This is a genomic window from Neisseria sp. HMSC065D04, assembly GCF_001815675.1.
Taxonomy (GTDB): Bacteria; Pseudomonadota; Gammaproteobacteria; order Burkholderiales; family Neisseriaceae; genus Neisseria.
In genome coordinates this window covers 18,588-32,521 of sequence record NZ_KV821507.1, presented here as the reverse complement: position 1 = coordinate 32,521, position 13,934 = coordinate 18,588, and the positions used below count along the sequence as shown (strand labels likewise).

Annotated in this window: 11 protein-coding genes, 2 tRNA genes and 1 riboswitch; of the genes, 8 read left to right on the top strand and 5 right to left on the bottom strand. The window is 53.5% G+C overall.

The genetic code is table 11. The features are described 5' to 3' along the window. Positions 1–26 precede the first annotated feature (26 nt). Both HMPREF3050_RS05805 and HMPREF3050_RS05800 read left to right on the top strand, forming a co-directional pair. Positions 27–102, top strand: a tRNA-Val gene (locus HMPREF3050_RS05805). 32 nt (positions 103–134) lie between these two features. After that, positions 135–211: transfer RNA gene (locus HMPREF3050_RS05800), tRNA-Asp, on the top strand. A gap of 154 nt (positions 212–365) precedes the next feature. On the opposite strand, the gene HMPREF3050_RS05795 is transcribed toward HMPREF3050_RS05800, so the two are convergent. Beyond that, positions 366–728, bottom strand: a complete 363-nt coding sequence (locus HMPREF3050_RS05795) for a DUF2628 domain-containing protein (protein ID WP_070773994.1) — start codon at positions 726–728, stop codon at positions 366–368. A gap of 151 nt (positions 729–879) precedes the next feature. Next, positions 880–2,571, bottom strand: coding sequence for a D-lactate dehydrogenase (gene dld, locus HMPREF3050_RS05790; RefSeq protein WP_039408540.1), 1,692 nt, complete (start codon positions 2,569–2,571; stop codon positions 880–882). 442 nt (positions 2,572–3,013) lie between these two features. Here dld and HMPREF3050_RS05785 point away from each other — a divergent pair, with 442 nt between their 5' ends. The 3 genes from HMPREF3050_RS05785 to HMPREF3050_RS05775 all read left to right on the top strand — a co-directional run bounded on the left by HMPREF3050_RS05785 (position 3,014) and on the right by HMPREF3050_RS05775 (position 7,583). Further along, a complete protein-coding gene (locus HMPREF3050_RS05785; RefSeq protein ID WP_070773993.1) occupies positions 3,014–4,333 on the top strand; it encodes a DUF445 domain-containing protein in 1,320 nt (439 codons plus the stop codon). 327 nt (positions 4,334–4,660) lie between these two features. Further along, positions 4,661–6,118 (top strand): TrkH family potassium uptake protein, encoded by a 1,458-nt coding sequence (locus HMPREF3050_RS05780; RefSeq protein WP_003760257.1) that lies wholly within the window; start codon positions 4,661–4,663, stop codon positions 6,116–6,118. A 145-nt stretch (positions 6,119–6,263) separates the two neighbouring features. Then, on the top strand, positions 6,264–7,583 hold the full coding sequence (locus tag HMPREF3050_RS05775) for an MFS transporter (protein ID WP_070773992.1): 1,320 nt from the start codon (positions 6,264–6,266) through the stop codon (positions 7,581–7,583). A 112-nt stretch (positions 7,584–7,695) separates the two neighbouring features. On the opposite strand, the gene HMPREF3050_RS05770 is transcribed toward HMPREF3050_RS05775, so the two are convergent. Both HMPREF3050_RS05770 and HMPREF3050_RS05765 read right to left on the bottom strand, forming a co-directional pair. Continuing rightward, the gene (locus HMPREF3050_RS05770) at positions 7,696–8,355 is read right to left on the bottom strand and encodes an NAD(P)H-dependent oxidoreductase (RefSeq protein ID WP_070773990.1); all 660 of its coding nucleotides are present in this window, start codon (positions 8,353–8,355) and stop codon (positions 7,696–7,698) included. Next, on the bottom strand, positions 8,352–9,479 hold the full coding sequence (locus HMPREF3050_RS05765) for a Gfo/Idh/MocA family protein (protein WP_070773988.1): 1,128 nt from the start codon (positions 9,477–9,479) through the stop codon (positions 8,352–8,354). Before HMPREF3050_RS05765 ends, HMPREF3050_RS05770 begins: the two co-directional genes overlap by 4 nt. A gap of 199 nt (positions 9,480–9,678) precedes the next feature. Continuing rightward, positions 9,679–9,778: riboswitch (TPP riboswitch) on the top strand. Between the two features lie 91 nt (positions 9,779–9,869). On the opposite strand from HMPREF3050_RS05765, the gene thiC reads away from it, so the two are divergent. Next, positions 9,870–11,771, top strand: coding sequence for a phosphomethylpyrimidine synthase ThiC (thiC, locus tag HMPREF3050_RS05760; RefSeq protein WP_070773986.1), 1,902 nt, complete (start codon positions 9,870–9,872; stop codon positions 11,769–11,771). 38 nt (positions 11,772–11,809) lie between these two features. Here the strand turns inward: thiC and HMPREF3050_RS05755 are convergent, their stop codons facing one another. Beyond that, positions 11,810–12,694, bottom strand: coding sequence for a LysR family transcriptional regulator (locus tag HMPREF3050_RS05755; protein ID WP_070773984.1), 885 nt, complete (start codon positions 12,692–12,694; stop codon positions 11,810–11,812). Positions 12,695–12,708: 14 nt separating this feature from the next. Here HMPREF3050_RS05755 and HMPREF3050_RS05750 point away from each other — a divergent pair, with 14 nt between their 5' ends. Next, entirely contained in the window at positions 12,709–13,188 is a 480-nt protein-coding gene (locus HMPREF3050_RS05750; RefSeq protein WP_070773982.1) for a CidA/LrgA family protein, read from the top strand. A 12-nt stretch (positions 13,189–13,200) separates the two neighbouring features. Continuing rightward, positions 13,201–13,896, top strand: coding sequence for an LrgB family protein (locus tag HMPREF3050_RS05745; protein WP_003760310.1), 696 nt, complete (start codon positions 13,201–13,203; stop codon positions 13,894–13,896). Positions 13,897–13,934 lie beyond the last annotated feature (38 nt).

Genomic DNA, 13,934 nt, shown 5'->3' with positions numbered 1-13,934 from the left:
GTTTTTTGGTTTAATCCCGAGTTCTCGGGTGATTAGCTCAGTTGGTAGAGCGTCTGCCTTACAAGCAGAATGTCGGCGGTTCGACTCCGTCATCACCCACCAGTTTTCCTTTCATTGTTGCAAAACAATGATGCGCGGTGGTAGCTCAGTTGGTTAGAGTACCGGCCTGTCACGCCGGGGGTCGCGGGTTCGAGCCCCGTCCGCCGCGCCAAATTTAAAAAGCACCGATTTATCGGTGCTTTTATTTTTGGTCGATGCATTTTATATTTTGGATACTCAATTTAAAAAGGTCGTCTGAAAACAGGTTAAGCGTTTGAATAAAATGCGCTACGTTTGTTTTCAGACGACCTTAATCTCAAAAAGCTTTATTTATGACCATATTCAGCAATATATTGGGCAATTGCAGCTTCAGGGTTAGCAGCGTTAATAAGTTGAGGTACTTCTACATAACCGCGTTTAACCAGATTTTTTTCACGCAAAGCATTACCTTGCATTCCGAATACTATATAAACGCCTAAACTAAGAAGGCCGACTATGCCACCCAACATCTCATTCTGACCAGCTAATACATTTAACACAACAAAGGTGACAAATATTCCAATCCCCAAACCCCACATTTTTTTCACACAAGCCCAAATAGCCCCAAAGAAAAATGCGGGCCAAGACCAGCCTTGTTTGACTGCCTCGTACTGGTTCATAGGATTTTTAAAAATCTTGTAAAGCTTCATAAAACACCTTTCTTTATATGCCTTAAAAAGTTAACGTCATGATTCTATCAAAATATATTAAAAAGTTGAATCATTATAAGATTAACGGTCGTCTGAAGACTCAATCCGGTTTTCAGACGACCTTTCATTTATTTACACAATCCCTACCTTATCATTCAGCCCAGTTTTTCTTCTTACTGGTCTTACCTATGCCCGGATTGAAACTGTTGGTCGGGTCAAGTTTGCGGTAGAACTGTTTGAGCGCGGGTTTCGCTTCGTATAAATGACCGACGTTGTGCTCGGCGGGATATTGCGCGCCGCGTTGGTCTAAGAGATGGAGCATTTCGTGTTCCAATGCCATGCAGTCGTTGCCTTTTTTGATGATGTAATCCTGATGGAAAACGTGGCACATGAAATGTCCGTAGTAGAGCTTGTGGATGATTTTATTGTCGATTTCCGACGGCAGTTTTTCAAACCAATCACGGTCGTCGCGACGCAGGGCGATGTCCAGCGCGACCAAATCTTCCACTTCGTCGTCATGCACGGCGCGGTAGCGGATGGCGGCGGAGGCGACGGCAAAACGGTGCAGCATGGCGGCTTGGGTTTCTTCGGCGTTGCATTCGAAAAACGTGCCGCCGTGGTGTGCAAAATACTCTTTCAAAAACGCGCGCGCTTCATCGACGCCTTTTCCGCCCATTTTCAGAATCAGGTGGTGTTCGTATTTGTCGCGGTAATCGCGCATGGATTTGGGCAGGTGGTCGGGCAGGTATTTGCTGACGAACTGCATGACTTTGTCGGAAAAATGTTTGGGCAGAAAGCTGACTTTTTTGCCGAATCGGTCAACTTTGGCTTTGAAATCAAATAATTTCGGCAGTTGGTGCGTACCGAATTTTTTGATGACGTAGAACGTGTCTTTGCCGTACACGTCGGCAATATCGAAAGCATCGCGATGGATATACTCACCGGAAACGGGCAGGCTTTCAAATTCGCCCAAGGCGGCGCGGCGGATGTCGGTCAGTTCATTAATATCGTTGGTGCCGATGTAGAACACGGCGGTTTGTTTCTCTTGCGGGAAGGTGTCCAAACGGACGGCAAAAACCATCAGTTTGCCCGCGCAGCCGGACGCCTCGTAATGGCGCGCCGGGTCGGCGTTAAAACGCGCGGCGGTCGGCTCGTCCACTTGGCGCACATGGTCGCAATAGGCGTGGTCGTGTCCTTTGCCTGCATCTTGCGTGATGTCTTTTCTTTGATAGTGATGGCCTTGAAGATTAGTCAGGATTTCTTCGGGCGTGTCGCCCAAATCTATGCCCAAATGGTTGACCAGTTCCAGTTTGCCCTCTTCGTTGATTTGGGCAAACAGCGCCATTTCCGTGTAGGCCGGGCCGCGCTGCACCAATGCGCCGCCGGAATTGTTGCACACGCCGCCCAAGACGGATGCGCCGATGCAGGATGAACCGATGACCGAATGCGGTTCGCGCCCCAAAGGTTTCAGCAGCAATTCGAGCTGGTTCAGGGTAGAGCCGGGCAGGCAGACGACTTGTTCGTTGTTGTTGATGGTTTGGATGATGTTCATCCGCATGGTGTTCACAATCACGATGTCGCGGTCGTAATCGTTGCCGTCAGGGGTTGAGCCGCCTGTCAAACCGGTATTCGCCGCCTGCGTAATCACAATCACGTCCGCTTCGACGCAGGCCTGCAAAATTTTCCACATTTCCAAAATGGTTCCGGGGCGTACCACCGCCAACGCCCTACCCTCACCGAAACGGTAGCCTTGGCGGTATTGTTCGGTTTTCGCGGGGTCGGTGATGATGTATTTTTCGCCGACGGTTTGGGTCAGGCTGCTGATTAATTGCGAGGCGTTCATGATGCGCTCCTTAGGGCTGGTTTTATTGGATTAAAATAGTGATTGTAGTAACGCGACACGGCAAAGTAAAGGTCGTCTGAATACGGTCCGGCAAGGAATACTGTAAACCATCCACACCATCCGTCCACACGCCCTACCCCTGAATTGCCCATTTTCCCCGCTATACACAATTTCTTTGCCGAACGGTGTGAACAGCCTGTGAATAAGTTCTATTACCTTTTGATAATCAAACAAAAAAATAAAATGCTTAAAAAATAGGCAGTTTGTCGGTTTAGTCACATACCGTGTTTGCCTTTGTGTGTGCAGTCTGTGGAAAAGTCAGCTAACTTATTCTATTCTCAACCAAAATATTCAATGATTAAAAATTAGGCAATACGGCGTATAATCCGATTGATCAAACACACCCACTCAAAAATCCCGATTTTCAAAAAAAGGACAAGGAATGCACACCCTTTCGGAACAAATCCGCTTAAATGAGGCGCGCAAAAAGTTGGCAAAAAGCAGGCGTTGGGCGACGGGCTTGCTGCTTGCGGCGTGCGGGCTGTTTGCAGCCTCCGCCGTTTATGTGCGCCAATATCCTTGGTTGGGATTTGTCAAAGCATTTGCCGAAGCGGCGATGGTGGGTGCGCTGGCGGACTGGTTTGCCGTAACCGCGCTTTTCAGACGACCCCTCGGCCTGCCGATTCCCCATACCGCGATTTTGCCGCGTAATCAGGCACGCATCGGCGATGAATTGGGACGGTTTATCGAACACAATTTTTTGCAGGGCAAACCCATCGCCATGCGCATTTACCAAGCGCAGCCCAGCAATAAATTATTGAAATGGCTGGACGGCGAAGACGTAAAATCGCATTGGCTGCCCTGGCTTTCCAAGCAGATTCCGACGCTGCTTGCCATCGCCAAACCGGAACAGACGGCGCGTTTTACGGCGATGCTGTTGGAAGAACGTTACAGCGGCGAACAAATCGGCAACACGCTTGCCGACGGTTTGCGGCTGTTGAAAGCACAAGGGATGCACGAAAAAGCGTTTGAAAGCCTGCTCCGTCAGATTCGGCGTTGGCTGAAAACGCCGGAAACCCGCGAAATGTTGGAGCAGAACCTGCGCGAATGGGCGGCGAAAATCGAAGGCGGCAATCCCGGAACTTGGGACAGGCTTAAAGCGGCGGTGAAATCGACCTTGGTGGAGAAAGTCGATGACTGGGCGGCAGAAAAAGCGTTGGCATGGATAGACGGCTATTTGGCAACAGCGGACAAGCAGGACAATGCGCTGCGCCGACAATTCTTGGTGCAATACGACGAACTGACCGAACGCCTGACCACCTCGCGCCTGTGGCACCGCCGCCTGGACAAATTCAAAACTGAGCTTGCGCAATCGCCCGCCCTGCAACGTCAAATCATGACCTTATGGCGCGGCATTCTGGACTGGGCGCGGGAAGATGTGGAAAAACAAGACTCTTTGTGCCAAGCGCAACTGGAAAAGCTGCTGAACCATATGCGTTCGCAAGCCCAGGCATACCCGCAATTTATGCGGCGGGCGGATGTGCGGATTTCGCTTTTGGTTCGGGATTTTGTGATGCGTTATAAAGATAAGGCCGCTTTGTTCGTCGCGGACAAAGTCAAAGGCTGGGACAGCCGCCTGATGGTGGAAAAACTGGAATTGAGCGTGGGCAAGGATTTGCAATATATCCGTATCAACGGCACGCTCGTCGGCGGACTGGTCGGACTGGTGATTTATACGGTATCGTTGTGGCTGGCGGGATAGTATGCAAAGAGGTCGTCTGAAAAGCCCAACGGCGCAAAAAGCAATCGGCATTTTATCCCTACTTTGTCCGTTTATATCGATTGAAGCCGCTGTTTTCAGACGACCCCTTGCCTTTTCCGACTGTAAAATATCAATAACGCCATTTGCCTAATTTGATAAAATTACGGACCGATTTTTTGTGCCTGCCTGCTAAGGATGGTCTATAAAACAGGTCGTCTGAAAGTTTCCCGGCCGCTTTTGACGGCTTGAATGTGAATTTCGCAGGCGGATCTGGACGGCAGCTTCAAGCCCGTTACGCCGTTCAGACGACCCCTATTTAAGATTGATATGTATAAGTTCCTTCCTATTGTCCACGTTTTGTCCAGACTGGGGCTGCTGTTTTCAATGGTGCTCGCAGTACCGACGCTGATGTCGTATTTTTTTCTGGACAACGCGTTTCCTGCGTTTGCCTACACGGCTTTGGCAACGACGCTGACTTCTTGCGCAGTTTGGTTGATGACCTTCCATTTCCGCCGCGAGCTGCGCCCGCGCGACGGGTTTACGTTGGTTTTGATGTTGTGGCTGGCGTTTGCGCTGGTGGCGGCGATGCCGATTTATATTCACATCCCGGGCATCAGTTTTACCGATGCGTTTTTTGAGGCGATGTCCGGACTGACGACGACGGGCGCGACGGTCATGACGAGCTTGGACACGCTGGCTCCGTCGGTGAATTTTTGGCGGCATATGCTCAACTGGCTGGGCGGCATGGGTATCATCGTGCTGGCGGTCGCGATTCTGCCGATGCTGGGCGTGGGCGGAACGCAGCTCTTCAAGGCTGAAATTCCGGGGATGGACAAGGAAAGCAAAATGGCGCCGCGCATTTCGCAGGTGGCAAAGAAACTTTGGTTCTTCTACACGATGACGACGGCGGCGGCTTTTCTGACGCTGCATTTTGCGGGGATGAGCTGGTTTGACGCGCTTTGTCACGCGATGTCGGCGGTGTCGCTGGGCGGTTTTTCGACACACGATGCCAGCATCGCTTATTTTGATTCGCTGACCGTCGAATGGGCGATCATGTTTTTCACGCTTTGGGGCGGTGTGAATTTCGCTACGCATTTCACGGCGCTGACACGGCGTTCGCTCAAATCTTATTGGCAGGACGAGGAATGCCGCGTACTGCTGGTGCTGCTGGCGGGCAGTATTTTGATGTCGGCGGTGTATCTGTGGCAGAAGGATTTTTATGCAACCTTTGGGGATTCGCTGCGTTTTGTCAGCTTCAACTTTGTCTCCATCGGGCTGGCAAGCGGTTTTTCCAACACGGATTTCGCGCAATGGCCGCTGATCGTGTCGCTGTGGATGTTTTTCCTGTCCAACCTGTTGGCAAGCTCCGGCTCTATGGGCGGCGGCATTAAAAACGTGCGGGCGTTGGTCTTGTTCAAATTCAGCCTGCGCGAGATGATGATTCTGCTACACCCGAAAGCGGTGCGCACGGTCAAGGTCAACGGACGCATGATTCCCGACCGCATGGCGCTGACGGTGATGGCGTTTATTTCGATTTATTTCATGACGACGATTGTGTTCAGCTTTTTGCTGATGGCAAGCGGGATGGAATTTATCTCCGCCTTCACCGCCGTCATCGCGTGTATTACCAATGCAGGTCCGGGCTTGGGCGAGGTCGGACCGGCGGGCAGCTATGCGGTATTGAGCGATGTGCAGAAATGGCTGTGTTCTGCCGTGATGCTGCTGGGCCGCTTGGAAATTTTTACGGTGTTGATTTTGCTGACGCCGGCTTATTGGAAAAAATAAAGACGGGTCGTCTGAAAACGGATTTCGGGTTTTCAGACGACCTTTTTGTTATCAGGTTTGCCATGCGTGCAAAGCGGCAAGCCTTGAAAAGGAGCGGCTCTGCGTTAAACTGCAAGAGCAAAACAAGCAACGCAAAGGAAATACGATGGATATCCTTACCCGCCTTCAAAACTTGCCGCCGAGCAAGTTTCATTACAGACTTTTGGTGCTGGTCGGTATCGGCTGGCTGTTTGACGCGATGGATACTGGGCTGGTGTCGTTCATCCTGCCAGAGCTGGGCAAAGACTGGTCGCTTGCGCCTGCGCAATTGGGCTGGATTGTCAGCATCTCCTTTGTCGGCATGGCATTGGGCGCGGTCATCAGCGGCTGGTTTGCCGACCGCTTCGGCAGGAAAACCGTTTTTGCCGGGACGATGGCAGTGTACAGCGTAGCAACGGGTTTGTGCGCGTTTGCACCCAACCTGTCCGCGCTTTTATTTTTCCGCTTCTTTGTCGGCGTAGGGCTGGGCGGGCAGCTTCCCGTTGCGGTGTCCTTGGTCAGCGAATACGCGCCGCCGAAAGTACGCGGACGCTTTATCGTGTTGCTGGAAAGTTTTTGGGGGCTGGGCTGGCTTGCCGCAGCACTCGCTTCCTATTTCTTTATTCCCAAATTCGGCTGGCACAGCGCATTTTTAATCGGCGCGCTGCCGATTGTGTATATCCCACTGGTGTTGAAATTCATACCCGAATCCGTACCCTACCTGCTCTCGCAAGGCAAAACGGACGAAGCGCACCGGCTGGTCAGCCGCTTGGAAGAAGAAGCGGGAATGACGCCCGCCGCAACGGCCATCGCACCGCCGCAAAAGGAAAAACAGCGCATCCGCTTCAAACAACTATGGCAACAGCCTTTCGCACGGCGCACGCTAATGCTGTGGCTGGTCTGGTTCGGCATCGTCTTTTCCTATTACGGCATTTTTACTTGGCTGCCGAAACTCCTGGTCGAACAAGGCAATACGGTGGTCAAAACCTTTGAATATGTGCTGGTGATGATAGTCGCGCAACTGCCCGGCTACATCGCGGCGGCGGCATTGGTGGAAAAAATCGGGCGCAAAGCGACTTTGGCGGGTTTTCTCGCCGCCTGCGCCGTCTGCGCGTGGTTTTTCGGACAAAGCAGCAGCGCCACCGAAGTGATGGCATGGGGCAGCCTAATGTCGTTCTTCAACCTCGGCGCATGGGGCGTTTTATACACCTACACGCCCGAACTCTACCCCCTCCGCTTCCGTGCCTTCGCCTCCGGCTGGGCGGGCGCAATCGGGCGCATCGGCGGCATCCTCGCGCCTATGGTGGTCGCCCAAATGGTCGGCGGCAGCGGCGGATTCGGCAATATATTCATGATGTTCGCCGGAGTGATGATGCTGATTGTATTGGTAATTTTGGCATTGGGCGAAGAAACGAAAGGCAGGACGCTGGAAGACATCAACGGATAAGCGCCGTTCTTCAAATCATCCCGCCAAATAAAAGGTCGTCTGAAAGTGTCACTTCACCAAAGTCAAACAACACTTTCAGACGACCTATTTCATTGAAATCCGGCTACGCGCCCTACTCCGCCCAAATTACCGTTTCCGACGCATCGCGGCGCGGTTTCGGAGAAATATCGCGCACACGGTAGCCGAAGGTTGCGGCGACGGACAAGCCGTAATGTTCAGGGTCGAGCAATCCGGCTTCGGCAAGGATTTTTTCCACTGCGGCATACTCCATGCCTTCAATGGCGCAAGAATCGATACCGAGCATCGCCGCGCCGGTGAGCATATTGCCCAGCGCGATGTAGGTTTGCTTGCTTGCCCAGTCAAACAGGGCACGTTCGTCGTCGGCGATGGGCATATCGTGGGTTTGGAAACGGCGGTAGCGTTCAAATGCGCCCGCCCGTTCTTCGGCAGTCAGACCGCGTCTGTCCATCAGTTCTTCAAAAGCGGGGCTGTCGTAGCGGGCGTGTTTTCGAGCCAACAGGAAAACGACGTGACTGGCATCCGAAATGGAAGCCTGCATCCCCCAGGCGAAGGGTTTGATTTTTTCACGCAATGCCGCGTTTTGCACGATCACAAACTGCCACGGCTCGCAGCCGACGGAGCTGGGCGAAAGGCGTCCGAAGTCAAGGATGGTGGCAAAATCTTCGGCACTGATTTTGCGCGCAGGGTCGTAGTAGCGGACGGAAACGCGGCGTTTGAAAATTTCGAGGGCTTGTTCGCGGGTCAGTATCATGATGATTCCTTTGATTGAGTATGGGAAGGGCTTCCTTTCGGACAATCAGAATGGTCAAACGTTCGCAAAGATTGCAACACCAGCGGCAGCGAAACCGTTTGACGGTTGTGTGCAGAAAGGTAGGCGGCGTTAATCAGCTCCAGCGATTTCAAGCCTTCTCGCCCATCGACAATAGGCTCGGCTTTGCCGCGCAATACATCGACAACATTTTGATAATACAGCGGATGCCCGAAACCGTACACCGACGTGGTTTCATAATTGGCGGTTTTGACCTGCTCGTCGTAATCGCGCTCGTCGGCAAAATTCCACTCCTGAATTTCGTTCACCGCCATGCCGCCGATGCGTACCGTGCCGGTTTCGCCCAAAATGGTAATCGAGCCTTCAAGGTTTTTCGGATAGGTGCACATGGTTACCGCCATCGAACCGAGCGTACCGTCGCGCCAACGGAGGTTCATCACGCCCGTGTCTTCGGCTTCAATTTTGCGGTGGGTCGCAATCATCGCCTGCACTTCCGCCACTGGGCCGATAAGCCATTCCATCAAATCGACGTAGTGGCTAGCCTGATTCATGAACGCGCCGCCATCCATCTTCCAAGTGCCGCGCCAACCGCCTCCTTGGTCGTAATACGACTGCGGGCGCGTCCAAAAAACATTCAAATGCACCATATAGATTTTGCCGAAGCGTTGTTCTGCGACCGCGCGTTTGAGTAGTTGCAGCGTGGCGTTGAGGCGGTTTTGTTTCACGACAAACAAGCGTTTGCCCGCTTTGTCGGCAGCTTGGACCATGCGCTCGCCGTCCGTAAAGCAGGTTGCCATCGGTTTTTCGGTGACGACGTGAAAACCCGCTTCCAACGCCTCAACCGCCTGATCGGGATGCAAACCGGACGGCGTGGTGATGACGATTACGTCGGCATCGGTTTCTGCCAGCATGTCGGTATAGCGGACATAGCCTTTCGCGCCGGTGCGCTTGGCCGCCGCTTCAAGCGTGGCAGGATCGATGTCGCACACGGCAACGAGTTCGCAATCTTCTTGCAATACCTCAAACGAGCCAAAATGGTTGTTGGAAATACGGCCGCAGCCGACTAAGGCGAATTTGATTTTGCGGTTTTGAATGGCTTCAGACATTTTCAGACGACGTATATAGTTATAAAAAACGGAAAAAGATTATAGATAAATCAGCCCTCAACCGATACCTAAAATCATGAAAAATTTGACGGGGCGGCAGGATATGGGTGTGCTTTCCGCCGTCGGTCCTTTCCTTTCAAACTCAGGCTGATATGAAGTTAATTTACAACAAATGCGTATCGTGGTTTATAATCCTATTCTTACGAAACAGGGGTGCTGCCTGATGTTCTGGCGGCTGAGAAATACCCTTTACACCCGATCGGGATAATACCTGCGTGGGGAGTTTTCACGGATTCTGTCTTTCAGACGACCTTTTTGATATTGAGGTCGTCTGAAAAAGCAAAACGCTCCTGTTTCTTCTTTTCAAACGAGAAAACAGGAGCATTTTTTATGACTACGCCAAAGAAAACCGCCAAAGCTTCCGGCAACGAAGCGCGCGAGCTTGCCGACTTGAGCGAAGACATCGGCATCCGCTTCAAATATCCGAACTCGGAGCGCGTGTATCTGCAAGGCAGCCGCGGCGACATCCGCGTGCCTTTGCGTGAAATCCGTCAAGACGACACCTACACGGCGCAAGGCACGGAAGCCAACCCGCCGATTCCCGTCTATGACACCAGCGGCGTGTACGGCGATCCGGCGGCGCACATCGACCTGAAACAAGGCCTGCCGCACGTCCGCACCGCATGGCTGGACGAACGCGGCGATACCGAAATCCTGCCCAAGCTCTCCAGCGAATACGGTATCGAACGCGCACACGACCCGCAAACCGCCCATCTGCGTTTCAATCAAATCACCCGCCCGCGCCGCGCGAAAAGCGGCAGCAACGTAACCCAGCTCCACTATGCGCGCCAAGGCATCATCACGCCCGAAATGGAGTTTGCCGCCATACGCGAACGTATGAAGCTGGACGAACTTTTCAGACGGCCCGAATACGCCAAGCTCTTGAAACAGCATGCAGGGCAAAATTTCGGCGCGAATATCCCGACCCACCCCGACCAAATCACGCCCGAATTCGTGCGCCAAGAAATTGCCGCCGGACGCGCGATTATCCCCGCCAACATCAACCACCCCGAACTCGAACCGATGATTATCGGCCGCAACTTCCGCGTCAAAATCAACGGCAACTTGGGCAACTCCGCCGTAACCTCCAGCCTGACCGAAGAAGTCGAAAAAATGGTGTGGTCGCTGCGTTGGGGCGCGGACACGATTATGGATTTATCCACCGGCGCGCATATCCACGAGACGCGCGAATGGATTATCCGCAACGCGCCCGTCCCCATCGGCACCGTGCCCATCTATCAGGCTTTGGAAAAAACCGGCGGCATTGCCGAAGATTTGACTTGGGATTTGTTCCGCGACACCTTAATCGAGCAGGCGGAACAAGGCGTGGACTATTTCACCATACACGCGGGCGTGTTGCTGCGTTATGTGCCGATGACCGCCAACCGCCTCACCGGCATCGTATCGCGCGGCGGCTCCATCATGGCAAAATGGTGTCTCGCCCACCATCAGGAAAACTTCCTCTACACGCATTTCGACGAAATCTGCGAAATCATGAAAGCCTACGACGTGTCGTTCAGCCTCGGCGACGGCCTGCGCCCCGGCTGCATTGCCGATGCCAACGACGAAGCGCAGTTCGCCGAATTGCACACCTTGGGCGAATTGACCGGCAAAGCGTGGAAACACGACGTACAAGTCATGATCGAAGGCCCCGGCCATGTGCCGTTGCAACGCGTCAAAGAAAACATGACCGAAGAGTTGCAACACTGCTTTGAAGCGCCTTTCTACACACTCGGCCCGCTTGTTACCGACATCGCCCCCGGCTACGACCACATCACCTCGGGCATAGGCGCGACCAATATCGGCTGGTACGGCACAGCCATGCTCTGCTACGTTACCCCGAAAGAGCATTTGGGCCTGCCCGACAAAGAAGACGTGCGCACCGGCATCATCACCTACAAACTCGCCGCCCACGCCGCCGACCTCGCCAAAGGCTGGCCGGGCGCACAGTTGCGCGACAACGCCCTGAGCAAGGCGCGTTTCGAGTTCCGCTGGCGCGACCAATTCCGCTTAAGCCTCGACCCCGAACGCGCCGAGAGCTTCCACGACGAAACCCTACCTGCCGAAGGCGCAAAAATCGCCCACTTCTGCTCAATGTGCGGCCCCAAATTCTGCTCGATGAAAATCACGCAGGAAGTGCGCGACTACGCCGATAAGCAAAAAGCCCAACGGCAGGGCATGGAGGAAAAAGCGGTCGAGTTTGTAAAGAAAGGGGCTGAGATTTACAGTTGATAAAAAGGTCGTCTGAAAAGTTTTCAGACGACCTTTTTCTATTTCCTGAACTCTTCCCTGACGATGTCCAGCCAAGCCCTGAGCGCGGGGGTGGGACGCTGGTGTTTTTTCCATGCCATCGTCAGTTGCCAGCGGATTTCGGGTTCGGTCAGCGGGACGGCGGCGAAGGTGTCGGGGTTGATTTTGCGGGCGTAATATTCGGGCAGAAGGGCGATACCCATATGGTGCGCCACCATGTCGGCGAGCAGGTCCCATTGTCCGGTGCGGCAGACGACGTTGGGAGTGAAGCCTTGGCTGCGACAGGCGGTTTGGATGGTTTCGTTGAGGGAAAATCCTGAGCCGAAGAGGATAAACGGTTCGTGTTGCAGGCTTTTGAGGCTGAGGGCGGCATGGCGGGCTTGGGCGCGCGGCATGAGGACGACGAGCGGGTAGTCGCAGAGGGTAATGCTGTCGAAGTCTTCGTGGACGGGGGCGAGCAGTTGTCCGGCGTCGAGTTCGTTGTTGCGTAGGGATTGTTCGATGGCGAGCGAACCTTGTTCGAGGAAGGTCAGTTCGATGCCGGGCCATTGGCGGCGGAAGCGGAACAGGGCGTTGCTGAGCAGGTCGCTGCCAAGCAGTGCCAAACCCAGCCGCAGCGTGCCGCTTTTGATGTGGCGGTAGCCGTCGATGCGGGCGAGCAGCAAGTCGCGTTCGTGCAGGAGGTTCAGCGCGTGGCGGTACACTTCTTCGCCGATGGGTGTGGTGGCGACTTGGCGTTTTTTGCGGCCGTTTTCTTTAACCAACAATGACACGCCCAGTTCTTCTTCCAATGCCTGTATGGTTTTGCTGACGGTAGGCTGGGTCAGGTTGAGCGCGGATGCGGCGGCGGAAAAACTTTGCAGGCGCACGAGTTCGGCGAAACAGTGCAGGCTTTTGAAGTCCATTATTCCTCTTGGGCATGATTTTAGTTCGGATAATTCATATTATGCGCAAACCGCGTCCTTATAATCAAGCCTTCGTTTTGGATTACGGATGGATAAACCTTATGGATACGCTGACGCGATTTTTTCAGACGACCTTGCAGCTTGCCGTAGTCGGCTTGGTGTGGCTGGTGTCGGATTTGATGGTGCGCTTTGCCCATCTGCCTGTTTCTTCGGGCGTATTGGGGCTGTTTTTGATGCTTGCGCTGCTGGGTTTGGGCGTGATTAAAACCGGCATGGTCGAGCGCGGCGCGAAATGGGTGTTGGGCGAGCTGGTGTTTTTCTTTATTCCGATTATGGTTTCCGTATTGCAATACCGCGATTTGCTTCTTTCCGAAGGTTGGCGGCTGGTGCTGACGATTGCGGTCGGTACCGCGCTGGTGATGATCAGCACGGCATTGACGCTGAATTTCTGCTACCGCTGGAAACGCCGCCTGTATAAAAAACTGCACGCCTGATAGGGAACAAAAATGGATTACGCCGCGCTCGCCTGCTTCGCTTGGACCTGCTTCGCCTATTTTGTAGCGAAAAAAATCTACCGTAAAAAACCACTGATGATTTTCTCGCCCGTCGTGACCGTCTCGGTCAGCACCATCGTCCTGATGCTGCTTTTGGGCATTTCCTACGACACTTACCACAAATACACGCAAGGCATCGTTTTCCTGCTCACGCCGGTAACGGTCGCCTTCGCCATTCCGATTTATGAAAACCGCGAAGTCATCCGCCGCCAGCTTCCCATCCTGTCGATAGCGATTTTGGTCGGTATGTTCGTCGGCGTGGCCAGCGCGTTTCTGATGGGCAATATGTTCCACTTCGACAGCGAAGTCACCAACAGCCTGATGGCGCGCTCGATTTCCACGCCGTTTGCCGTCGTATTGGCAAGTGAAATCCACGGCTCGGCGTCGCTGGTATCGCTATTCACCATCATCACCGGCTTCGTCGGCATGATATTCGGCGATTTGTTTTTGGCGTTCACCCGCATCCGCTTCCACACCGCCAACGGTGTCGCACTGGGCAACGCCGCCCACGGCTTCGGCACTTCCCGCGCCGGACAACGCCACGAAACCGAAGGCGTGATGGCGAGCCTGACCATGATTTTGGCGGGGCTGTTTATGGTCATCATCGGGCCGAGCATGGTGCATTTGGTGGTTTGGCTGATGGGCTGAACGGCAGTTTTATAGTGGATTAACTTTAAACCAGTACG